This is a genomic window from Tessaracoccus sp. (genome assembly GCF_016714275.1).
GTDB lineage: Bacteria > Actinomycetota > Actinomycetes > Propionibacteriales > Propionibacteriaceae > Arachnia.
On record NZ_JADJNP010000004.1, the window covers coordinates 582,763 to 605,030 of the forward strand.

The 22,268-nt window shown below is 69.5% G+C and carries 21 protein-coding genes; 10 read left to right on the forward strand and 11 right to left on the reverse strand.

Translation table 11 applies throughout. From position 1 onward, the window contains the following. The first annotated feature begins 2 nt into the window (after nt 1-2). Nucleotides 3-935: a polyphosphate kinase 2 gene (ppk2, locus tag IPJ61_RS16975; RefSeq protein ID WP_297110356.1), complete on the forward strand. Its 933-nt coding sequence runs from the start codon at nt 3-5 to the stop codon at nt 933-935. A gap of 5 nt (nt 936-940) precedes the next feature. Here the strand turns inward: ppk2 and IPJ61_RS16980 are convergent, their stop codons facing one another. After that, a complete protein-coding gene (locus tag IPJ61_RS16980) occupies nt 941-1,588 on the reverse strand; it encodes a SatD family protein (RefSeq protein WP_297110360.1) in 648 nt (215 codons plus the stop codon). A gap of 96 nt (nt 1,589-1,684) precedes the next feature. Between IPJ61_RS16980 and IPJ61_RS22315 the strand changes: the two genes are divergently transcribed. Then, on the forward strand, nt 1,685-2,086 hold the full coding sequence (locus IPJ61_RS22315) for a hypothetical protein (RefSeq protein WP_366505823.1): 402 nt from the start codon (nt 1,685-1,687) through the stop codon (nt 2,084-2,086). A 3-nt stretch (nt 2,087-2,089) separates the two neighbouring features. Here the strand turns inward: IPJ61_RS22315 and IPJ61_RS16990 are convergent, their stop codons facing one another. The 3 genes from IPJ61_RS16990 to IPJ61_RS17000 all read right to left on the reverse strand — a co-directional run bounded on the left by IPJ61_RS16990 (nt 2,090) and on the right by IPJ61_RS17000 (nt 6,025). Then, nucleotides 2,090-2,755, reverse strand: a complete 666-nt coding sequence (locus tag IPJ61_RS16990) for a PadR family transcriptional regulator (protein WP_297110363.1) — start codon at nt 2,753-2,755, stop codon at nt 2,090-2,092. A 215-nt stretch (nt 2,756-2,970) separates the two neighbouring features. Continuing rightward, complete coding sequence (gene typA / locus IPJ61_RS16995; protein WP_297110366.1) at nt 2,971-4,833, reverse strand: translational GTPase TypA; 1,863 nt, start codon at nt 4,831-4,833, stop codon at nt 2,971-2,973. Between the two features lie 166 nt (nt 4,834-4,999). Then, nucleotides 5,000-6,025, reverse strand: coding sequence for a LacI family DNA-binding transcriptional regulator (locus IPJ61_RS17000; RefSeq protein WP_297110369.1), 1,026 nt, complete (start codon nt 6,023-6,025; stop codon nt 5,000-5,002). A 145-nt stretch (nt 6,026-6,170) separates the two neighbouring features. Between IPJ61_RS17000 and IPJ61_RS17005 the strand changes: the two genes are divergently transcribed. Genes IPJ61_RS17005 through IPJ61_RS17020 form a run of 4 tightly spaced genes read left to right on the forward strand, consistent with a single transcriptional unit; the run spans nt 6,171 to nt 11,591 of the window. After that, nucleotides 6,171-7,481 (forward strand): extracellular solute-binding protein, encoded by a 1,311-nt coding sequence (locus IPJ61_RS17005; RefSeq protein WP_297110373.1) that lies wholly within the window; start codon nt 6,171-6,173, stop codon nt 7,479-7,481. After that, complete coding sequence (locus IPJ61_RS17010) at nt 7,481-8,422, forward strand: carbohydrate ABC transporter permease (RefSeq protein WP_297110376.1); 942 nt, start codon at nt 7,481-7,483, stop codon at nt 8,420-8,422. The genes IPJ61_RS17005 and IPJ61_RS17010 overlap by 1 nt, the downstream gene beginning before the upstream one ends. After that, a complete protein-coding gene (locus IPJ61_RS17015) occupies nt 8,419-9,264 on the forward strand; it encodes a carbohydrate ABC transporter permease (RefSeq protein ID WP_297110379.1) in 846 nt (281 codons plus the stop codon). Before IPJ61_RS17010 ends, IPJ61_RS17015 begins: the two co-directional genes overlap by 4 nt. Before the next feature lie 20 nt (nt 9,265-9,284). Next, nucleotides 9,285-11,591 (forward strand): glycoside hydrolase family 3 N-terminal domain-containing protein, encoded by a 2,307-nt coding sequence (locus IPJ61_RS17020; RefSeq protein WP_297110382.1) that lies wholly within the window; start codon nt 9,285-9,287, stop codon nt 11,589-11,591. 111 nt (nt 11,592-11,702) lie between these two features. Here IPJ61_RS17020 and IPJ61_RS17025 read toward each other — a convergent pair whose 3' ends face one another. The 4 genes from IPJ61_RS17025 to dhaK all read right to left on the reverse strand — a co-directional run bounded on the left by IPJ61_RS17025 (nt 11,703) and on the right by dhaK (nt 14,577). Continuing rightward, the gene (locus tag IPJ61_RS17025) at nt 11,703-12,134 is read right to left on the reverse strand and encodes a DUF3151 domain-containing protein (protein WP_297110385.1); all 432 of its coding nucleotides are present in this window, start codon (nt 12,132-12,134) and stop codon (nt 11,703-11,705) included. Nucleotides 12,135-12,218: 84 nt separating this feature from the next. Further along, a complete protein-coding gene (gene dhaM / locus IPJ61_RS17030; RefSeq protein ID WP_297110388.1) occupies nt 12,219-12,950 on the reverse strand; it encodes a dihydroxyacetone kinase phosphoryl donor subunit DhaM in 732 nt (243 codons plus the stop codon). Then, on the reverse strand, nt 12,950-13,585 hold the full coding sequence (gene dhaL / locus IPJ61_RS17035; protein WP_459251308.1) for a dihydroxyacetone kinase subunit DhaL: 636 nt from the start codon (nt 13,583-13,585) through the stop codon (nt 12,950-12,952). The genes dhaM and dhaL overlap by 1 nt, the downstream gene beginning before the upstream one ends. Next, nucleotides 13,582-14,577, reverse strand: a complete 996-nt coding sequence (dhaK, locus tag IPJ61_RS17040; protein WP_297110394.1) for a dihydroxyacetone kinase subunit DhaK — start codon at nt 14,575-14,577, stop codon at nt 13,582-13,584. Before dhaK ends, dhaL begins: the two co-directional genes overlap by 4 nt. 246 nt (nt 14,578-14,823) lie before the next feature. Between dhaK and IPJ61_RS17045 the strand changes: the two genes are divergently transcribed. After that, nucleotides 14,824-16,107 (forward strand): adenylosuccinate synthase, encoded by a 1,284-nt coding sequence (locus tag IPJ61_RS17045; protein WP_297110398.1) that lies wholly within the window; start codon nt 14,824-14,826, stop codon nt 16,105-16,107. Here the strand turns inward: IPJ61_RS17045 and IPJ61_RS17050 are convergent. Next, nucleotides 16,091-18,661, reverse strand: a complete 2,571-nt coding sequence (locus IPJ61_RS17050; RefSeq protein ID WP_297110401.1) for a PEP/pyruvate-binding domain-containing protein — start codon at nt 18,659-18,661, stop codon at nt 16,091-16,093. The two genes, IPJ61_RS17045 and IPJ61_RS17050, sit on opposite strands and share 17 nt — an antisense overlap. Next, a complete protein-coding gene (locus IPJ61_RS17055) occupies nt 18,648-18,887 on the reverse strand; it encodes an AbrB/MazE/SpoVT family DNA-binding domain-containing protein (RefSeq protein WP_297110403.1) in 240 nt (79 codons plus the stop codon). Before IPJ61_RS17055 ends, IPJ61_RS17050 begins: the two co-directional genes overlap by 14 nt. A 125-nt stretch (nt 18,888-19,012) precedes the next feature. Between IPJ61_RS17055 and IPJ61_RS17060 the strand changes: the two genes are divergently transcribed. Continuing rightward, entirely contained in the window at nt 19,013-19,234 is a 222-nt protein-coding gene (locus IPJ61_RS17060) for a hypothetical protein (protein ID WP_297110406.1), read from the forward strand. Here the strand turns inward: IPJ61_RS17060 and IPJ61_RS17065 are convergent. Beyond that, complete coding sequence (locus IPJ61_RS17065; protein ID WP_297110409.1) at nt 19,231-20,175, reverse strand: sugar-binding transcriptional regulator; 945 nt, start codon at nt 20,173-20,175, stop codon at nt 19,231-19,233. The two genes, IPJ61_RS17060 and IPJ61_RS17065, sit on opposite strands and share 4 nt — an antisense overlap. Nucleotides 20,176-20,184: 9 nt before the next feature. Here IPJ61_RS17065 and IPJ61_RS17070 point away from each other — a divergent pair, with 9 nt between their 5' ends. Continuing rightward, nucleotides 20,185-21,225, forward strand: a complete 1,041-nt coding sequence (locus tag IPJ61_RS17070) for an ABC transporter permease (protein WP_297110412.1) — start codon at nt 20,185-20,187, stop codon at nt 21,223-21,225. A gap of 14 nt (nt 21,226-21,239) precedes the next feature. Further along, nucleotides 21,240-22,259 carry a substrate-binding domain-containing protein gene (locus IPJ61_RS17075; RefSeq protein ID WP_297110416.1) on the forward strand — a complete coding sequence of 340 codons (1,020 nt, stop codon included), beginning with the start codon at nt 21,240-21,242 and terminating at the stop codon, nt 22,257-22,259. The last annotated feature ends 9 nt before the right edge of the window (nt 22,260-22,268 follow it).

A 22,268-nucleotide genomic window follows, 5' to 3' on the forward strand; every position in this document is an offset into this window, starting at 1 on the left:
CCATGAGTCAGGGCTTGCGCGAATACATTGATCAGCTGATGTCCGACGGGTTCACCGTCACCGACGTGCATGGCGAGGATCCGTACCTGCTCGATCCCATGGGCAAGGCCGTCGAGACCTGGCGCGACAAGTACCCCTACGACGAGCTGCTGAGCAGGGAGGAGTACGAGGTCGAGAAGCGGCAGCTGCAGATCGAGCTGCTGAAGTTCCAGTACTCGACGCAGGACAACGGCGAGAAGCACATCATCATCTTCGAGGGCCGCGACGCAGCGGGCAAGGGCGGCGCCATCAAGCGATTCACGGAGCACCTCAACCCGCGCACGGCGCGCGTCGTCGCCCTCGCGGCGCCGACGGAGCGCGAGCGCGGCCAGTGGTACTTCCAGCGCTATATCCAGCATCTGCCCACCAAGGGCGAGATCGTGCTGTTCGACCGCTCCTGGTACAACCGCGCCGGCGTCGAGCGCGTGATGGGCTTCTGCACGGACGAGGAGTACGAAATCTTCGTCCGCGAGGCACCTCGGTTCGAGGAGATGCTGATCGAGTCGGGCATCACCGTCACGAAGTTCTGGTTCTCCGTCACCCAGCGCGAGCAGCGCACCCGGTTCGCCATCCGCCAGATCGACCCGGTGCGTCAGTGGAAGCTGTCCCCGATGGACCTGGAGTCGCTGGGCCGCTGGGAGGACTACACCGCTGCGAAGAACGCGATGCTCAAGCACACCGACACCGAGCTCGCCCCCTGGTACCGGATCAAGAGCAACGACAAGAAACGCGCCCGCCTGAACGCCATGCGGCTGTTCCTCGATCTGCACGACTACGACGGCAAGGACCCGTCGGTCATCAAGCCGACAGACCCGCTGCTCGTCCAGCGCGGCCGCAAGAACCGCCCCAGCACGCCCGATGTCGAGAAGCTGAGCGAGATCGACGCCGACGACTGACGCCCTCAGGGGAGGCGGCCGACGGCGACGATCGCATCGGCGAGTGGGCGTAGATCGTTGTTGCGGATGCGCTGAGAGTTCGCCGAGGCGGTGATCCCCTCGCGCTCGGCGATCTCCTGGTTGTCACGCCCGTCGAGGAGGCCCGCGAGGGTGCGCAGCGGCCCCGGGCGCAGACGCGCGAGGGCGGCATCGAGGAGGCGGAGCAGGCCGTCGACGGGTGGGGAGCCCTCGGAGTCGCGGACCGCCGTGCGCACGGACTCGTAGCCCGCGCGGGTGGACTGGGTGTGCACCCAGTCGATGGCGTCGCGGGCGCTCCACCACGCGGTGCCGTCCTGGATGCCCAGGGCGGGGTCGACGGTTGTTACCTCGCCGACCCCGACCCCGAAGCGCAACTCGACAGGTGAGGTGGCCGCGGCTGCCGCGAGGTGCAGCCTGAGCCAGATCGACGCTGAGAGCGCGCCGCCCAGCGTGGAGTAGACGCCCTGAAGCTCGTCACCGACGGTAGGCCGTAGCGGGTCGAGCGTCGGCACGCGCGCGTTGACGTCGTCGACCGCACCCAGGAGCGCGCGGTGCAGCCCGCCCCGGTCATGGCTCCGCGAGCCCACGACGTCGACGAGCAGCGCGATGACAGATCCGTTCTTCCCCTCGTTCACATGAAGAGACTACCTAAAGAACTCATAAATGTAGATAATTCCTTCAGCTCGCGAAGGTCGGAGAAAAATGTCGGAGGTCGCGGATAGCGTGGGGGAATGGAGATGGTTCTAGGCGGCGTCATCGCGGTGGCCTGCGCGGTGGGCGCGATGCTGGGCAACCCGGTGATCCGAGCGGTGCTGCGGCGGATCGACCCCGCCCAGCCCGACGGCGATGCAGACGTCCGTCGCGCCCGCGAGAACCTGGGCCTGCTGCAGCAGGAGTTGCCGGGAGGGCGCTGGGTCGGGGTGCTCGAGCGCCTCGCGACGTATGTGTGCATCGTCACGGGCTTCCCGGCGGGGATCGCCGTCGTGTTGGGCGTGAAGGGACTCGGCCGCTACGCGGAGTTGGCGAGTCCGACGTCGCGCAAGGGGGAGCTTTTCATCATCGGAACGTTCGCCTCGATGATGTGGGCGGCCGCCTTCGCCGGCCTTGCGCTGCTGGGGTGGCGGCTGTTGTGAGCCTCAGGCCTCGGCGAGCAGCTGGTACAGCTTCCGCTTGAGGTCGTCCAGCTCCGCGGTCGCCTTGGTGATGAGTTCGGCGTCACCCGACTGCACGATCGCGCCGACGGCCTGGGCGGCCTGACGCATGCTGTGGGCCAACGCGCGGGCGGGGTCCTGGTCGTCACCGGCCTGCTCCCACGGTGCGGGTTGGTCGGCGACGGCCGCCGCCTCGGCGCGGCCCGCATCGGTGACCTCGTAGACCTTGCCGCCGTCGAGGGCGCGGATCAGGCCTTCGTCCTCCAACTGGCTGAGCGCGGGGTAGATCGCGCCCGGGCTGGGCTTCCAGTGGCCATCGGTGCGGGCGGCCAGCTCCTGGATGATCTGGTAGCCGTTGCGGGGGGTCTCGGCGATCAGCAGCAGGGCCGCGAGCCTGACGTCACCGCGGCGACGCCGCCCGCCACGCCCGGGGCCGCCGGGGAAGCCGTGACCGAAGCCCGAGCCGAAACCGGCACCGAAGCCGGACATGGGGCCGAAGCCGGGGCCGCCCTCGCGACCGCCGGGTCCGCGGTGCCCGCGCGGGCCGCCGCGTCGACCCCGGGGGTCGCCGCCATCGGCCTCGGTGAACATCTGCCGCGCGATGTCGCGCATCCGCGGCAGGGGATGTGGGTGGTGCATGGCGTAGTCCATGTCTCCTCCTGGTTGTTGCGCGGCGCCCGTGTGGCGCCGTCGACAACCAGTATGCGCGACCTATCGCGATATGTCAAAGATATATCTTTACATCTGTCTCTTCAGGCCCTCCACGCACAAATCTCTCTATGCGGGCCAACCCATATGAGGGCTGGCTCGACGTATAGAGGGATTTGTGTACCCGAAGCCGGGCCGGTGGTGCCGGAGGCGAGCAATCAGGCGCGCTTGGTGCGGTTGCGTTCCTTGGCGCGGTCGTTGGCGTTCAGCAGCGCCTTGCGGATGCGGACGACCGCAGGCGTCACCTCGAGGCACTCGTCGGCTGCGCAGAACTCGAGCTGCTGCTCCATCGACATCTTCTTCGCCGGGATGAGACGCTCCAGCTCGTCGCCGGTCGAGGAGCGCACGTTGGTGAGCTTCTTCTCCTTCGACGGGTTGACGTCCATGTCCTCGGCGCGCGGGTTCTCGCCGACGATCATGCCCTCGTAGACCTCGTCGCCGGGGGAGACGAACAGCGTGCCGCGCTCCTGCAGGTTGAACAGCGCGTAGCCGGTGACGACGCCGGTGCGGTCCGCGACCAGCGAACCGGTGGGGCGCGTGCGGAAGTCGCCCGCCCAGGGCGCATAGCCCTCCGAGACATGGTTCATGATGCCGGTGCCGCGGGTCTCGGTCAGGAACTCGGTGCGGAACCCGATGAGGCCGCGCGCGGGCACGATGAACTCGAGGCGCACCCAGCCGGTGCCATGATTGACCATCTGTTCCATCTGGCCGCGGCGAAGGCCCATGAGCTGCGTGACGGTGCCGACGTACTCCTCGGGGATGTCGACGGTGAGCCGCTCGACGGGCTCGTGCAGCTTGCCGTCGATGGTGCGCGTAACCACCTGCGGCTTGCCGACGGTGAGCTCGAAGCTCTCGCGGCGCATCATCTCGACGAGGATCGCGAGCTGCAGCTCGCCGCGGCCCTGCACCTCCCAGGTGTCGGGGCGCTCGGTGGGCAGCACGCGGATCGACACGTTGCCGACCAGCTCCTGGTCGAGACGCGCCTTCAGCAGACGAGCGGTCAGGTTCTTGCCGGACTTGCCTGCCAGCGGCGAGGTGTTGATGCCGATCGTCATGGAGATCGATGGCTCGTCGACGTGGATCAGCGGCAGCGGCATCGGGTCCTCGGGGTCCGACAGCGTCTCGCCGATCATGATCTGCGGGATGCCGGCGATGGCGACGATGTCGCCGGGACGGGCGACGTCGGCTTGGACGCGCTCCAGGGCCTCGGTCATCAGCAGCTCGGTGAGCTTCACGGTGCTGACGGTGCCGTCGGTCTTGCACCAGGCCACCTGCTGGCCGCGGCGCAGCTCGCCGGCGACGACGCGGCACAGCGCGAGGCGTCCGAGGTATGGCGACGCGTCGAGGTTGGTGACGTGCGCCTGCAGCGTCGCGCCTTCCTCGTACGAGGGCGCGGGGATGTGCGCGAAGAGCGTGTCGAACAGGGGCTCGAGGTTCGGGCTGTCGGGCATCTCGCCATCGCCGGGCTGCGTCAGCGACGCGCGCCCGGCCTTCGCGGAGGCGAAGACGATGGGGAAGTCGAGGACGTGGGCCGCGTCGTCGTCGAGCAGGTCCATGAACAGGTCGTAGGTCTCCTCGACGACCTCGCTGATGCGGGCATCGGCGCGGTCGACCTTGTTGACGACGACGATGATCGGCAGCTGCTTCGCCAGCGCCTTGCGCAGCACGAACCGGGTCTGGGGGAGCGGGCCCTCGGAGGAGTCGATGAGCAGGATCACGCCGTCGACCATCTCGAGACCACGTTCGACCTCGCCGCCGAAGTCGGCGTGGCCGGGGGTGTCGATGATGTTGATCGTCACGGTCTCGCCGCTGGGGCGGACGTGCCGCACCGCGGTGTTCTTCGCGAGGATGGTGATGCCCTTCTCGCGCTCGAGGTCCATGGAGTCCATGACCCGGTTGTTGATGTCCGCGCCCTCCCTGAACGCGCCGGACTGCCACAGCATGGCGTCGACGAGGGTCGTCTTCCCGTGGTCGACGTGGGCGATGATCGCGACGTTTCGCAGGTCTTGGCGGATGGGCATGCGCGGCGGCTCCAGACGGAGTAGACAAAATGGGCCGTCGGAAAGTGTAAGGCGCGCAGGCCCTCAGCCCTAACGGCATGGTCTGAGCCGGCGGGCCGAGGAAGGGCATACGGTTCCTGCTGCAAGGTGTCAGGCGTCGCCCACCGATGGATCGAGGCTTAGTTCCTCACGGGGTAGGCGGGGCCGTCGAGGCGCGGACGGCGAGGGAGGTGGCCAGACGGATGGGGCCGGCGGTGACCGGACGCGACTGGCTGAGGTCGACGAGCGTGCGCACAGCGGCGGCTCCCATGTCCTCGAGCGGCTGGTTCACCGTCGTGAGCGGCGGTGTGACGAGCGGGGCGAGCAGCGAGTCGTCGAAGCCGACGACGCTGAGGTCGTCTGGGACGTGGAGGCCTAACTGCCGTGCCGCCTGGTACACGCCGAGCGCGATGGCGTCGTTAGCCGCGAAGACGGCGGTGGGGCGGACATCCGGGGGGAGTGACAGCAGCTGAAGGCCGGCCCGCAGACCCGCCTCGGCCGAGAACTCGTCGCCGACGACCAGCCGTGTGTCGTGGGGGAGGTCGTGCATCATGAGCGCCGAGAGGTAGCCCTGCAGGCGCTCGGCCGCGGGGACAGATCCCGTGGTGCCGCGCACGAAGCCGATGCGCCGATGGCCGAGCCGGATCAGGTGCTCGGTGGCCTCGACGCCGCCGTTCCAGTTGGTGGCGCCGATCGAGGTGACGCCGGCGGGCAGCGCGTTGGCCGGGTCGATGGCCACCGTCGCGAGCTGCAGCTCGGCAACCTTCTTCAGCTGGCGCCGCGATAGCTTGGTGGTCACGACGATCACGCCGAGCCAGCCGCTGCGCTTCACCTGTTCGAACCACGCGTCGCTGAGCGGGTGGGCACCGGCGGGCGGGAGGTCCTCGGAGTATTGAGTGACCAATCCCACGCCGGCGGCCATGGCGGCCGTCGTCGCGCCGCGCAGGATGTCGAGGGTGTAGGTCGTCGTCATGTTGTCGGCGACGAGGCCGATGAGCGGCACCGCGGGGCCGGCGCCCACGCCCTGATAGCCGAGCTCGGAGGCGGCCGCCGCCACCCTGTCGCGTGTGGCGGGTGACACGTCGGCGCGGCCGTTGAGCGCCTTGGACGCCGTGGCGCGGGAGACCCCGGCGAGCCGGGCCACCTCGTCGAGGCGGGGTCGTGTGGTCGACATGACATCACCTTACCGAAAAATTTTCGATCAAGTGCAACAGACAGATAACAAATTGGACGCCAAGGTTTGCGATTTACGCGGTGGCGCGTACGATACGAAGCAAATGTTGTTTCGCGAAACAAATCGTGAACATGAGGAGGTTTCAATGAAGAAGCAGATCCTGGCGCTGGCGGCGGCCGGCGCCTTGGCGCTGTCCGCGTGCGGCACCGGAGGCGGGACGACCCCCGCGCCCACGGAGACCACCGCGGGTGGCGGCTCCCCACAGGAGAACGTGACCGTCACCTGGTGGCACAACTCGAACAGCGACCCCGGCAAGTCGTACTACGAGCAGGTGGCAAAGGACTTCGAGGCTGACCACCCTGGCGTCACGATCGACATCTCGGCCATGCAGCATGAGGACATGGTCACCAAGCTCGAGGCTGCCTGGCAGTCCGGCGACGTCCCCGACATCTACATGGAGCGCGGAGGCGGCGAGCTGGCCGACAAGGTGAAGGTCGGCCTCGTCAAGGACCTCACCGAGAGCTCCGCGGACACGATCGCCAAGCTGGGAGGCTCCGTCTCCGGCTGGCAGGTCGACGGCAAGACCTACTCGCTGCCCTTCTCGCTCGGCGTTGTGGGCTTCTGGTACAACAAGGACCTCTTCGCCCAGGCCGGCGTCACCGAGGCGCCCGCGACCTGGGACGAGATGTACGTGGCGATCGACAAGCTGAAGGCCGCGGGCATCGAGCCGATCTCGGTCGGCGCGGGCGACAAGTGGCCCGCCGCGCACTACTGGTACTACTTCGCGCTGCGCGCCTGCTCCGCCGACGTCCTCGACAAGGCGGTGACCACCCTCGACTTCTCGGATCAGTGCTTCATCGTCGCGGGCGAGCAGTTGGAGAAGCTGGTCGCCGCCGAGCCGTTCAACTCCGGGTTCCTGACGACCCCCGCCCAGTCCGGCCCGACGTCCGCGTCCGGCCTGCTGGCCACCGGCAAAGTCGCGATGGAGCTGGCCGGGCACTGGGAGCCCGGCGTCATGCAGGGCCTGACCGAGGACAACAAGGGACTGGGCGAGGCGACCGGCTGGTTCGCGTTCCCGTCGTTCGAGGGCCAACTCGGCGATCCGAGTTCCGCGCTCGGCGGTGGCGACGCCTGGGGCCTCCCGGCCGACGCGCCTGACGTCGCCGTCGAGTTCGTGAACTATCTGCTCTCCGACGGCGTGCAGAAGGGCTTCGCGGAGAAGGACATGGGCCTCCCGACGAACCCCACCGCCTCGCAATACGTGTCCGACCCCGCGCTCGCCACGCTGCTGAAGGTGCGCGACGACGCCGCTCGCGTCCAGCTGTACTTCGACACCGCCTTCGGCACCTCCGTCGGCGGCGCGATGAACGACGCGATCGCGCTGATGTTCGCGGGTCAGGCGAGTCCGCAGGACATCGTCACCGCCACGCAGGAAGCCGCTGACGCGGAGAAGTGATGGCTTCATCCACCGTCCAGTCCCGCGGCCACCGGCCGCGGGACTGGCGCATGGCCGTCGAAGTCGTCGCGTTCACGGCACCGGCGCTGGTCCTCTTCGGGCTCTTCGTCGTGTGGCCGATGGTGCGCGCCGTGCAGTTCTCGCTCTACCGCTGGAAGGGCTTCGGGCCGCTGGTCGACTTCGTCGGGCTCAAGAACTACGTCTCGGTCCTGACCAACGACGTCTTCCTCGGCGCACTCGGGAACAACCTGTTCATCGTGGTGGCATCCGTCGTCATCCAGCTGCCGCTGGGGATCGCGGTTGCGCTGCTCCTCAACCAGCGAATCAGATTTCGGGGACTCTTACGCACGGTCGTCTTCGTCCCCTACGTGCTGGCGGAGGTCATCGCCGGCGTCGTGTGGTTCCAGCTGCTGCAGCCCAAGTACGGAGTCATCGACTCCCTGCTGGCTGCCGTGGGCATCCAAGGTCCTGCGCAGGGTTTCCTCGGCACGCCTGAGTATGCGTTGTGGACCGTGATGGTGGTGCTGACCTGGAAGTACGTCGGGTTGGCGATCATCTTGTTCCTCGCGGGGCTGCAGGGCATCCCGCAGGAGCTGGAGGAGGCGGCGCAGATCGACGGCGCGTCCTGGTGGCAGTGCCAATGGCACGTCACCATCCCGCTGCTGGGACCGACGCTGCGCACCTGGGCCTTCCTCTCCATGGTCGGCTCGCTACAGCTGTTCGACATGGTGTGGATCCTCACGAAGGGCGGCCCGGCCAACGCGACGGCGACCATGGCCACCTTCCTCATCAACGAGGGCACGAAGCGCTCGAACTACGGGATCGCGGGCGCGGCATCGGTTGTGCTCTTCGTGATCGCGTTGACGTTCGCGCTCGCCTACCAGCGCTTCGTGCTCAGCCGCGACAACCTCGCGGACTCGCCACGAAAGGTCCGCCGATGAGCGCAGCAGAAACCCCGCGCCGCAGGCCCCGCGGAGCCAACCCCCTCGTCTACTTCGTCGCGCTCGTCGCCGCGGCACTCTCGCTGGGCCCCGTGCTCTACGCAGTGCTCGGCGGGTTCCGCAGCAACGCGCAGTTGGCCGACCGGCCAGCGGCGTTGCCCGACCCGTGGGTGTGGACCAACTACGTGAACGTGCTCACGAACTCCCGGTTCTGGACCTACGCGCTCAACTCCGTCGTTGTCGCCCTTCTGACGACGGGGCTCGCCGTCCTCTTGGGGCTCATGGCCGCCTACCCGCTGTCGCGCTACCACTTCCGGTTCCGCGAGGCGCTCTACATGGTGTTCGTGCTCGGCCTGCTTTTCCCCGCGACGGTCGCGGTGATCCCCCTGTTCATCATCGTCTCCAAGGACCTCCAGATGAGCAACACCTGGTGGGGCGTCGCGCTACCGCAGGCGGCGTTCGCGCTGCCCATCACCATCGTCATCCTGCGCCCCTTCCTGCAAGCGATCCCGAACGAGATCGACGAGGCGGCCCAGATCGACGGCGCGAGCAGGCTGCGGATCTTCTCGACGATGATCCTGCCGCTGTCGGCCCCCGGCCTCGTGACCGTGGGCGTGCTGGCGTTCGTCGGATCCTGGAACGCCTACCTGCTGCCGCTGCTCCTGCTCCACGGCGACATGCGAACCCTCCCGCTGGGCGTCGCGGACTACTCGACGGAGCACGCCTCCGACACAGCGGGCGTCTTCGCGTTCACCAGCCTTTCCATGATCCCCGCGATGATCTTCTTCCTCACCATGCAGCGCAAGATCGTCGGCGGCCTCTCCGGGGCCGTCAAGGGCTGACCGATCCCAAGGACCCTCTCATGACAACCTGGCACGACACCTCGCTCACCCCCCAGGCCCGGGCCGCGGCGCTCGTTGCCGAGCTGACGCTGGCCGAGAAGGCCGCGCAGCTCGGCTCCTTCTGGAACCGGCCCCGCCCCGAGGCCACCCCCGACGACGGGGAGCACCACGACGTCGCGCCCATGGAGCACGCGATGGCGAGCACCGGCTGGGAGGAGGCCCATCGCGACGGGCTCGGCCAGTTGACGCGCGTCTTCGGAACCGGCCCCGTCAGCGTCGCCGAGGGTCGGGCCGAACTACGTGTTCGCCAGGCGGAGGTGCGGGCGGCATCCCGGTTCGGCATCCCCGCGCTCGCCCACGAGGAGTGCCTCACCGGCATCACGACGCACGGCGCCACCGTCTACCCGGCAGCCATCGCCTGGGGTGCCACCTGGCGCCCGGAGCGGGTCTTCGAGATGGCCGCGGCGATCGGCGCCGACCTCCGTGCCGTCGGCGTGCACCAAGGGCTCTCGCCGCTGCTCGACGTCGTGCGCGACTACCGCTGGGGCCGCGTCGAGGAGACCTGCGGCGAGGACCCGTACCTCGTGGGGACGCTCGGCACCGCCTACGTGCAGGGGCTCCAGTCCGGGGGCGTGCACGCGACATGCAAGCACTTCGTCGGCTATCCCGCCTCGCGCGCAGGGCGCAACCACGCGCCCATCTCGATGGGCGTCCGCGAGCTGGAGGACATCATGCTGCCGCCGTTCGAGATGGCGGTGCGCGGCGGGGCGAAGGCCGTGATGAACTCCTACTGCGACATCGACGGCGTCCCCACCGTCGCGGACCGGCGGCTGCTCACCGAAGTGCTGCGTGACCGCTGGGGGTTCGACGGCGTCGTCGTCTCCGACTACTGGGCCGTGCCGTTCCTCATCCACACGCACCGCGTCGCGCCCGACGCCGCCACCGCGGCCGCGCTCGCGCTGCGGGCCGGCCTCGATGTCGAGCTACCTGAGACCGGCCCCTTCGGACACCTCGCCGAGGCTGTTGCCCTGGGGCTCGTCGATGAGGCCGACGTCGACCGCGCCGCGCTGCGCGTCCTCACCCAGAAGGCGGAGCTCGGGCTGCTCGACCCCGACTGGCAGCCCGCGGGCGGCGGCGCCCCTGACCGCGACCTCGACTCGCCGGGCAACCGCGTCGTCGCCCGCCGCATGGCAGAGGAGTCGGTCGTCCTGCTGAACAACGACGGCGTGCTCCCGCTGGGCGCCGGGCTGGGCAGGGTGGCCGTCGTCGGCCCCGTATGGGAGGACGTGCGCTCGTTCATGGGCTGCTACTCGTTCCCCAACCACGTGATGTCGAACCTCCCCGGCAGGCAGACCGGCCTCAACATCCGCACGCTGCCCGAGGCGCTCGAGACCCTCGACGGCGAGGTCGTCTTCGCGCCTGGCTGCGGGTTCGTCGATGGCACGGACGCGCAACTCGACGAGGCCGTCGCGCTCGCCAGCGCCAGCGACGTGGCCGTCCTGACGGTCGGCGACATCGCCGGGCTGTTCGGGATCGGCACCTCGGGGGAGGGGTGCGACGTCGTCGATCTCGCGCTTCCCGGCCGTCAGGGTGAGCTGGTCGATCGCGTGCTGGACACGGGAACCCCGACCGTCCTGCTGCTGGTGACGGGGCGCCCCTACGCGTTGGGCGAGTACGCCGGCCGCGCCGCCGCCGTCGTCCAGTCGTTCATGCCGGGCGTCGAGGGTGCCGACGCCATCGCGGCGGTCCTCACGGGCGCGGTCAACCCGTCGGGCCGGCTGCCGATCGCCATCCCTGCGCTGCGCGGCGGACAGCCCGGCACCTACCTCGCCCCGACCCTCGGATGGGTCTCCGACGGCATCTCCAACCTCGACCCCCGCCCGCTTTTCCCCTTCGGGGCAGGCGAGTCATATACGTCGTTCGCGCTGACCGACCCCGTGGTCTCCGCAGAGGAGATCCCCGTCGACGGCGCGGTCGAGTACGCGGTGACGGTGACCAACACCGGCGGCCGCGACGGGGCCGAGGTGGTGCAGCTGTACCTGGAGGATCCTTGGGCCGAGGTGGTGCGCCCCCTGAAGCAGTTGATCGGGTTCGCGAAGGTCGACCTCGCGGCCGGCGAGTCGCGCCGGGTCACGTTCGAGGTCCATGCCGATCGTTCCTCGTTCACCGGGGTGGACGGACGCCGCATCGTCGAGCCGGGAGAGATCCTGCTCTCGGCAGGCCACTCCTCGGAGGAAAGGCTGCCGGGCCTAGCCGTGAACCTGGTCGGCGAGCGCCGCCTCGTCGCCGAGGGCCGCGTCCTGACGACCCCGGCGTGGGTCGGCTGAACCGTGGCTACTCGGCCTGCATGGAGTTTTGGCGCATGCCTCAGGCTTCTGCGCCGTATAGGGCACAGGGAGGGCATCCGTGCGCCAAAACTCCATGACGCGCGAGAAGTCTCAGGAGGAGAGCGCCTGGAAAGCCTCTTCTGAGGAGTTGCGGAGGAACTGGGCGCAGCGCTCCTGCTCCTCGGCCTCGCCGATCCGGCCCGCGGCGACGCTCAGCGCCCACAGGGCGCGGAGGAATCCGCGGTTGGGTTCATGGCTCCACGGGATCTGGCCGCTGCCCTTCCAGCCGTTGCGTCGCAGCGTATCGAGGCCCCGGTGGTAGCCGGTGCGCGCGTAGGCGTAGGCGGCGACGGCGTTGCCGACCCCCTCCTCCGTCAGGCAGGTCTCCGCGAGCAACGCCCAGCAGAGTGACGACGTCGGATGTGCCGCCACGACGTTGAGGAAGTTCTCTCGGCCCCGCTCGGCGATCGCGGTCAGGGCAGGATCCTCAGGCAGGTGCACGACGACGTCGGAAGCCAGGAGGTTGGGGTGCGTCTCGCTCATGGCGCTCAGCCTAACGCCGCAGTGCGGGGCTAGTGGTCTGTCGCACCTTTAGGTGCGACGGGCCACTAGGGCACGCCGACTCGTTCACTCGCCGAAACCCGACGAGATGAACAGGGCAAGGGCCTCGACCGCCTGCTCGGCCTCGGGGCCGGTGGCGCTGAGTCGCAGGGCGTCCCCCTTCCCGGCGTGCAACGAGGCCAGCCCGATACCGCTCTTCGCCGACACGGGGCCGACGTCGCGGCAGCGGACCTTCACGTCGGCGTCGAACTTGCGCGCCTCGGCCACGAACAACGCGGCGGGCCCGGGATGCAGGCCGTTCGCGTTGACGATCACAGCCTCAGCGAGTGCCTCTGTGTCCGGAGTTGCTTCGGGGAGGGGGGCCGGCGCCGCGGGGAGCGGCGGCTCCTCCTCCGGGACGCCGATGGCCGCCAGCTTGGGTGCCATCGCGCCCGACGCCTCGCAGGCCACGTCGTCGAGGCTGCCACCGACCGAAGCCTGGATGACCGCGAGGATCAGGCCCTCGACGAAGGGGGCGGGCAGGATGCGGATGTCCGAGTCCGGTGCCCCATGGAGTTCGATCCCCAGCTCGGCGCTCATCAGCGCGGAGCCGAGGTCGACGAGCACGGCCACGCCGTCGCCCTTGTCCACCTCGGCCAGCGCGGCCGCAACCGCGGTCGCGTCGGTGCCGAGCCCCCCGTCGGCACCGGCGGCCACCGCCACGGGGGGCCGGTCGACGTGCACCATCTGCATGGCGAGTTCGACGGCGGCCTCCGCGAGCGGGGCGCTGTGGGAGACGACGACGATGCCGACGGCCATCAGGCCGCGACCACTTCGGCCAGCGCGTCCAGCAGCATGGTGGCCGACGCCGCCCCCGGGTCGAGGTGCCCGGCGGAGCGTTCGCCCAAGTAGCTCGCACGACCCTTGCGGGCTACGAGCGGGATGGTGGCGTCGCGGCCGATGACGGCGGCGTCGCGGGCGGCGGCAACCGCCTCGGCCAGCGGCTTGCCGTCGGCGATCGCCGCGTCGAGCGCATCGAGCGCGGGCGCGAGGGCGTCGACCATCGTCTTGTCGCCCAGCTCCGTGCGGCCCCGGGCGACGAGCCCGTCCAGCCCGGCCCGGAGCGCCTTCGCGAACTCCTCCGGGGCCAGGGCCGTCACGCTGCCCGTCGTCATGCCCGCGCGCATCAGCAAGGTGCCATACAGCGGGCCACTCGTGCCGCCCACGGTGCTGACCAGCGTCATACCCGCCTTCTTCAGCAGAGCGTCGACGGTGTTGGCCTCGTCGAGGGTCCCCACGACAGCGGCGGTGCCGCGCGCCATGTTGGTGCCGTGGTCGGCGTCGCCGATGGCCGAGTCGAGGTCCGTCAGGTAGGACTTCTGCTCGTCGATGATCTCCGCGTAGCGGCGAAGCCAGGCCGCGAGCTGGTCGAGGGTGAGGTCTGTAGCAGTCACAGGCCCCACCGTAGTCCCGCCGTGACGACGGGTGCGTCCCAGAGTCCAAGGATCTCGTCGTCGGCCTTGACCAACGTCAGCGAGCAGCCGGCCATGTCGAGGCTGGTGATGTAGTTGCCGACGAGGTTGCGCGCGACGGTGACGCCGGCGGCGTCCAGCAGCGCGGCCACCTCGCCGTAGACCAGGTACAGCTCGATCAGCGGCGTGGCGCCCATGCCGTTCAGCATGGCGATCACCGGCGCGCCCGTGAAGTCGAGGTCGGCGAGGATGGGATCCACGAGCTGCTTGGCGATCGATGCGGCGTCGGCGATGGGCTCGCGGTGGCGTCCCGGCTCGCCGTGGATGCCGATGCCGATCTCCATCTCGTCCTCGGGGAGGTCGAAGGTGGGCTTGCCCGCCGCGGGAACGGTGCACGACGTCAGGGCCATGCCCATCGAGCGGCCGTTGTCGGCCACCTTCTGCGCCAGCTCCTTGATGGCGGCCAGGTCGCGGCCCTCCTCGGCGGCGGCGCCGACGATCTTCTCCAGCAGCACCGTCGTGCCGACGCCGCGGCGTCCGGCGGTCCACGTCGAGTCCTCGACGGCGACGTCGTCGGCGACGATCACCGTCTCCACCTGGATCCCTGCGTCGGCTGCCATCTCGGCTGCCATCTCGAAGTTCATGACGTCGCCGGTGTAGTTCTTCACGATGTGCAGCACGCCGGCGCCGTTGTCCACCTCGGTGGTGGCGGCCAGCATCTGGTCGGGGGTGGGCGAGGTGAACACCTCGCCGCAGCACGCGGCGTCGAGCATGCCGAGCCCGACGAAGCCGCCGTGCATCGGCTCGTGGCCGGAGCCGCCGCCGGAGATCAGCGCGACCTTGCCCGCGTCCTTGGGCGCCGCGCGGTAGATGACGCGCGTGCCATGGTCGACCCGGACTGACGTGTCGGATGCCTCGATGCCCTTCAGGGCGTCCGCGATCACCGTGTCCGGCGAGTTGATGAGCTTCTTCATGCTGGAGCCTCCTGCTACATCGCATTGGCCGCGCCGTGTGCGCGTTTGGATCCCATTGTTCCACCGTGAGCGAACGTGCGCCATGGGATGAGTGCCGCCTGTAATGGGGGTGAGGTCCCGCAGACAGGTGGCACCTCCTGCGGCGCACTGGGCACTGACGCGTCCCACGGGTAGAATGCCCGCGGTAATACCGCCCCAGCCATCAGGCCTGGGGCGAAAGCATGCAGTGACGAGGATGTGGACTCGATGCCAAGTGTGGTCGTGGTCGGAGCCCAGTGGGGCGACGAGGGCAAGGGCAAGGCGACCGATCAGCTCGGCGACCGCGTCGACGTGTGCGTGCGCTACTCGGGTGGCAACAACGCAGGGCACACGCTGGTCGTCGGCGGCGAGAAGTTCGTGCTGCACCTGTTGCCGTCGGGCATTCTCAATCCGGAGACGACGACGGTGATCGGCAACGGCGTCGTCGTCGACCTCGACGTGCTCGCCGAGGAGCTCGAGGTGCTGCACTCCCGCGGCGTCGACGTGCCGCACCCGCTGATCTCGGCGAACGCGCACATCATCACCGAGTACCACCGCGTGCTCGACAAGGTCACCGAGCGCTTCCTCGGCAAGCGCCGCATCGGCACCACCGGCCGCGGCGTCGGCCCCTGCTACTCGGACAAGGTCAACCGGCTGGGCATCCGCATCCAGGATCTGCTCGACGAGTCGATCCTGCGCCAGAAGGTGGAGGCGGCGCTTGAGCAGAAGAACCAGCTCCTGGTCAAGGTGTACAACCGCCGGCCGATCAACGCCGACGAGGTGGCCGACGCGCTGCTCAAGCACGCCGACACCATCCGCCCGCACGTCATCGACTCCGGCCGCTACATCAACGACGCGCTGGACGAGGGGAAGGTCGTGCTGTTCGAGGGCGCGCAGGCGCACCACCTCGACATCGACCAGGGCACCTACCCGTACGTCACGTCGTCGAACCCGACGGCGGCCGGCGCCACCACCGGCGGCGGGGTGGGCCCGACGCGGATCGACCGCACGATCGGCATCGCGAAGGCCTACACCACGCGTGTCGGCGAGGGCCCGTTCCCCACCGAGCTGAACGATCACGACGGCGAGGAACTGCGACGGATCGGCGGCGAGTTCGGCGCCACGACCGGCCGCCCGCGCCGCTGCGGCTGGTTCGACGCGCTGGTCGTCGAGCAGGCCGTGAAGATCAACGGGTTCACCGACGTCTTCCTGACGAAGCTCGACATCCTGAGCGGCTGGGAGAAGATCCCGGTCTGCGTGGCCTACGAGGTCGACGGCGTCCGTCACGACGTCATGCCGATGACGCAGTCGGACTTCCACCACGCGACCCCGGTCTACGAGTACCTCGACGGCTGGACCGAGGACATCTCGGGCGCCCGCGCGTTCGACGACCTGCCGCCCACCTGCCAGGCCTACGTCAAGCGCCTGGAGGAGCTGATCGGCTGCCGGATCAGCGGCATCGGCGTCGGCCCCGGCCGGGAGCAGTCGGTGGCGATCAACGACCTGATCTGAGGATCCTCACCTCGCCGGCCGCGCCGTCCACGAGCACGCGGTCGCCGGTGCGGAGTTGCGTCGTCGCGTTCCCGCAGCCGACGACGGCGGGAATCCCCAACTCGCGCGCGACGATGGCCGCGTGGCTGAGCGGGGCGCCCAAATTGGTGACGATTGCGCCCGCGCGGGGGAAGAGCGGGGTCCAGCCGATGTTGGTCAGGCGCGTCACGAGGATCTCGCCTGGGAGGAGTTGATCGGCGTCCTCGAAGCGATCGAGTCGGCGGACCACCCCCTCCACCCGGCCGAGGGCGCCCGGATGCCCGACGATCACGCCGTCGGACGGCGGCGCCGGTGGCGTCTGCTCGCGGCCGGCGACGAAGACGTCCGTACGTCGGTCCGGATCGGCCGCCCAGGCGAACGGGTCGAAGGGGCCGCAGACGATCCCAGGCATGGGCGGCAGCTCCCGGTACCGGTACACGGTCTCTCGCCGAAGATCGAGCAACGCGAAGACGGCGTGGTCGCCGTCGAGGGCCGCGAGCAACTCCTCAATGGTGAGGAGGAACACGTCCTCACCGATGCCGAGCAGCTCGCCCGCGCGCAGCGCGAACCGGCGCGCGACGCCCATCGCCCGCACGCCCTCGGACCGGGCGCGTTCCCGCAGCGCGGCCTGGGTCGCGGCCTTCTCGAGCCGGCGACGGAAGCGCCTCGCGAGCCGGGCGTTCCGGGCGCGCACCCGGTCCATGGCGGCATCGAACGTCTCGCGCTGCCGAACGATTCTGTCCGTGAGGTCGGCTCCGTCCGCGGTGTCGGCGAGGAGGCGATCGAGCCAGGTGGGGTCCTCCGCGGGGCGGGGCCACGCGAGCTCGGTCTCGTTGACGCCGCGGTGGCCGAACCTGTCCAGGTACTCCTCTCGGGACAGCGTGCCGGCGCGCACCTGCTGCAGTCCGACGGCGGGGCCGAGGCTCTCCAGCGGCCCCGCGAGGATGGAGAGGCAGGACATCAGCACCGCGGCATCCTCGGGGCCGAGTTGCTCCCTTAGCTCTGCCTCCAGGCGGGCGGGGGAGGTGGAGCCCGCCGCGATCACCGCCCAGAAGGCGCGGATCCCGAAGCCGAAGACCTCCTCGTCCCAGGCCGCGCGCAGCGCGGCGGGCGTGTCGCAGCCGTCGATCCGCGCGTCGAGAGCCGCGCAGCGTGCCCGGCAGCCACGCAGGAACTTAGGCAGCCGTAGGCGTTCCCAGCCCATGCGCGCGAGGGTGCCGAGAAGGCGCAGCCCCGCCTCGGACCAGTCCTGCGACGTCATCGGGATCAGGGGGATCGGGACGTCGTCGGGGAGGTCGCCCCACCAGCCGGAGATCGCGCGGTATGCCTCGCGGGGTTCCAGGTTGGCGGCCTTGCCGCGCCGTGCCGTGATCTGGACGCTGAGGTTCGCGTAGGGCCGTCCGCCGATCGAGCCCGCCATCTCCCGTCCGCGCAGTGCCATGGAGGGGCCTCCGTTGGCCTGCTGGTAGCGGCTGAGTGAGACGGTCAGCGGGGTCTGCGGCTCGGGGTTGGCCTCGCCGAGGTTGGTCGCGGACCAGAGGCTTGCCCCGGCCAGCGAGTCGTTGCGTTCGGCGCTGTGGCCCCGCCACGGGTTCATGGTGGTGACCGGGCGAGCCTGCACGACCCAGAGCTGATCGCCGGAGATCGCCCACTCGATGTCCTGCGCGGTGCCGCCGAAGACGTTCTCGATCGTGTGGGCTTCGCGGTGCATCCGGGCCGCGAAGGGGGCCAGCGCGGCAGGGCCGTCGTACGCCCCAGATGGGCGCACGAGGGTGAACCCCTCCCCGGTTGCGTCGCCGGAGACCAGCGACTCGCCGAGGCCCTCGACCATGCTCCCGGTCATGGTGCCGAGGTCGCCGGTCGGCGGATCGACGGTGAAGAGCACGCCGGCGAGGTCGGCGTCGACCATGGCCTGGACGACCACCGCGAGGTCGCCCACCTCGGTGCCCGTTGCCGCCCCGTATCCGGCGACGCGCGCCGCGTCGCGGGAGCGTCGCACCTGCGCGACGGCGTCGTTCACGTCCTTGGCCGCGACGTTCAGCACCGACTCGTAGGCGCCGGCGAAGGAAGCGGCGGAGGAGTCCTCCGCCAGCGCGGAGGACCGCACGGCGAAGCGTTGGCCGCTCGGGAAGCGGGCGATCTCCACGGAGAGGGCCGCGGCCGCATCCGAGGTCAGCTGTTCGCCGTCGAAGCCGCGGGGGAGGACGACAACTCCTCGGGGGACGGGCAGTCCCGCGCGCGTCAACCGCGCCAGGGCCTGTGCCTTCCCTCCCGCGCCGCCCTCCCCCACGGGCAGGGCGTCCAGCCGGTAGACGGGGCGGCCGCGGGGCGCGAAGCCGAGCCGCAGCAGTCGATCGGCGATCGCGCGGCCGGCGACACGGCCGACGAACCAGCCGACGGTACCGCCGACGACGGCCAGCGGGATCCCCCATGCCGCCCACCCCGTGAGCCACGCCGTGCTTGCGCCGCACAGCGCGGCGACGACGTTGGCCGCGATCGACGTCAGCCGGCTGGCGCCTCGGTCAGTCAGCAGCACCGGAGGCGCCGTCGTCGAGGATTGCGGCGGTCCCCGGGTGGCGGGCGATGACGTCGTCGGCCTTCGCGATCGCGATCCCGTGCTGCAGATCGCCGAAGACGAGGAGCTTGTCACCGATCTCGATGCCGAAGTCGCGTCGGGCCTTGGCAGGGATCACGATCTGTCCCCGGTCGCTCACGGTGATGGCGCCGTAGAACCGCTTGTTGGGGTCGTTCGGGTGCGGCATGTTCCCTCCAAGGAAAATCTGGAATACAAGATAAATCTTGTCATGTGGGGAGAGGTGTGTCTAGGCGTTGCACGTGCGAGCCAGGAGCGCAGGTGATGAAGTGGCGGGTGCCCTACGCTGGCGGGGTGACGACCATGCGCTTGATGGCGATCCTTGTGAGCATCCTCGCGGTGTTCATGGTGGCGACCGTCGTCGTCGCCGTGTGGCAGGAACAGCTCGGCTGGGGCTGGTGGTGGGCCGTCCCCGTCGGCGCCGGCTTCGTCGCTCTGATCATCGGCTTCCGCGTCGTGGTGCAGCGCGCGCAGGAGGCCGCGGAGCGCGCCGACCGGGAGTTCGACGAGTCCTAGGAGTTCTCCGCCAGGCGCAGGAGCTCCTCCGCCAGGGCGACGTCGATCACGAGGACGTCGATCAGGCCGGCGCGGACGGCGGCCAGCACGATCGTCGCCTTGACGGTGCTCTCCGCGATCAGGATCTTCTGCGGCACCGCGGCCAATTCGTGGGTGGGGATCCGGATCAGCCGATCGGTCAGGTGCTCGAGCGGGGTGCCCGCGGCGTCGAGGAAGATTCCCGCGAGCTCGCCGACGGCGCCCGCGGCCCACAGTGGAGCGCGGTCCTCGTCGGTCATGTGCTCGACCAGCTGGCTGGTGCGTGGTTCCCAGGAGCCGGCGGAGAGGCAGGCGACCGTCAGTTCCCGGAAGCCCGCGTAGGTGCTGCTGATCTCCGGCTGGCGGCGGATCGCCGTCGCGGCCTCTGCGCTGTCGACGAGCAGCGGGGCCATGAGCGGGTCCGCCCTCCCGCCCGCGCTCTGCACGACGCGGCGCAGAATCTCGAGCGGGGAGATCGCCAGGTCACTGCCCAGCGAGCCGTTCAACTGGATGGCGCGGATGGGGGGAAGGCTGCCGAGATACCCCGTGAGCGCGGAGAGCGTCCGGCCCCAGGAGAAGCCCACCACGTCGTTCGTGCCGACGGACGTTGCGAGGTATGCAGCGCCCGCCATCGCGACCTGTGCCCGGGGTGACTCGCGGCCCGCCGTCGCGACGACGACGCAGTCCGCAAGACCGAGGGCGCTGCGGAGGCGGCTGGCCAGGGCATGCTCAGGGCGGGGGTTCTCGCGGATCGAGATGGCGACGACGCCGCTCTCGCGCGCGTAGTCGAGCAGCCGCGCCACCTTGAATCGCGAGAGCTGGAACTCGTCGGCGATCTGGATCTTCGTCCTGTCGTCCAGGTAGTAGGCCTTCGCGACGGCGATGGCCAACCGGTGGGCGGTTGAGACCCCTGGTCGACTCAAGGAGGCGTCGTGCGATCACGTTTCAAGCTGCCCGATGAACTGGGCATCACGGGCGTTCTGCTCTTGGTCGTGCTGGCCATGTCGCTCATCTCGGTGAGCTTCCGCAGCCCCGGCAACCTGACGGTGCTGCTCGAGAACGGCGTGGTCGTGGCGTTCCTCGCCCTCGGCCAGACGTTCGTGTTGCTGACAGGCGGCATCGACCTCTCCGTCGGGTCGAACATCGCCCTCACCGGAATGCTGGCCGCCTTGACCATGGCCGCCGGGCTTCCCTGGTGGGTCGCCGCGATCGTCGCCATCCTCGCCGGCATCGCCGTGGGTCTCTTCAACGGCGTCGTGGTCCACTACGTGGGGTTGCCACCCTTCATCGTCACCTTCGCGACATTCGGGATCACCGCTTCGATCCCGAAGATCCTGACCAACGCCCAGTCCGTCAACGTCGCGGATCCCATGTTCGCGGTGATCGGGCGCGGGTCGCTCGCGGGCATCCCCACCCCGGTCATCCTGCTCGTCATCGCTCTGCTGATCTTCATGTTCATCCTCCACCGGACCCCTTACGGCGTGCACCTCTACGCCGTCGGAGGCAACAAGGAGACCAGCCGCCTCGCGGGCATCAACATCGCGCGGGTCACGATCTCGGCCTACGTCGTCAGCGGCGTCTGCGCCGCGTTCGGCGGCCTCATCACCATGAGCCGGCTGATGGTCGGCTACCCCAGCGCAGGCTCCGGCAATGAGCAGTTCTACTCGATCGCCTCCGCCGTCGTCGGCGGCGTGAGCCTCTTCGGCGGGACAGGCACCATCCTCGGCGCCTTCATCGGCGCGATCCTGATCGCCACCGTCTCCAACGGCATGAACGTGCTCGGCGTCCCCAGCTTCTGGCAGCCGCTCGTGATCGGCGTGATCATCCTCCTCGGCGTCGTGCTCGACGGCTACCGCCGCTCCGCCTCGGCGCGGGCGGGAGGCCTGCGCCGGATCCGCCGCGGGACCGACGGCGGCCCGCCGGCCCCCGCCGCGGCAACAGCATCCCCACCCTCCTCTGAATCCACACGGTGAAAGGAACCAGCAACATGAGGAAGACCCTTCTCGCGGGCATCGGCATCGCAGCCCTTGCCCTCAGCGCCTGCAGCACAGGCGTGACCACCCCGCCCGCCAACACGCCAGGAACCGGTGGTGCGACCGATGCCCCGGCCAGCATCTACCTGACGGACATTCCCAAGCCGGAGTCGTGCTCCGCCGACAGCCCCTTCATCGCGGTCGCGCTGCCCAACCTCACGAACCCCTACTACGTGTACATGAAGAAGGGCTTCGAGGACGCGGGCAAGGCGGCGGGCTTCAGCGTCGAGGTGCAGGTCGCCGACAACGACGACGCCGCCCAGCTGGCCCAGGTCACGGCCATGCTGCAGAAGAAGCCCTGCGCCCTCGCGCTCAACGCGGTCAAGTCGGCCCCGGCCGCCGCGCTGGTGAAGGCCGCCAACGACGCGGGCGTTCCGGTGTTCACCGTCAACGTCACCGTTGACGAGGAGGCGATGCTCTCCCAGGGCGCGAAGATCGTCCAATACCTCGGCGCCGACAACCACGAGGGCGGCCGACAGATCGGTGAGCAGGTCCTGAAGGACCTCGGCGCCGACACCGAGATCAACGCCGGCCTCGTCTCCGAGCCCGACGAGGTCCCCGTCGTGCTCCGCGACCAGGGCTTCCAGGACGGCATCAAGCCCAACCCGAACGCGAAGGTTGTCGCCACCGTCGACAGCAACGTCATGCCCGACGTGGCGCTGAAGGTCACCCAGGAGATGATGCAGGGCCACCCGGAGATCAACGTGATCTTCGCCTCCACCGGCCCCGCCACCTACGGTGCGCTCCAGGGTGTCGCGGGCAAGGACACCCTCGTCTACGGCTTCTGCGCCGAGGGGGAGCCGTTGACCGAGCAGTACCCGGCCTGCGTCGCGCAGGAGCCGGAGAAGTACGGTCAGCTCGTGATCGAGCAGATCCAGAAGTGGCTGGCGGGCGAGACCGTCGAGCACGAGGTCCTGCAGCCGCTCAAGATGTTCGTCAAGGGCGAGACACCGGCTGACAACGAGCTCGGCTGAGTAACACAA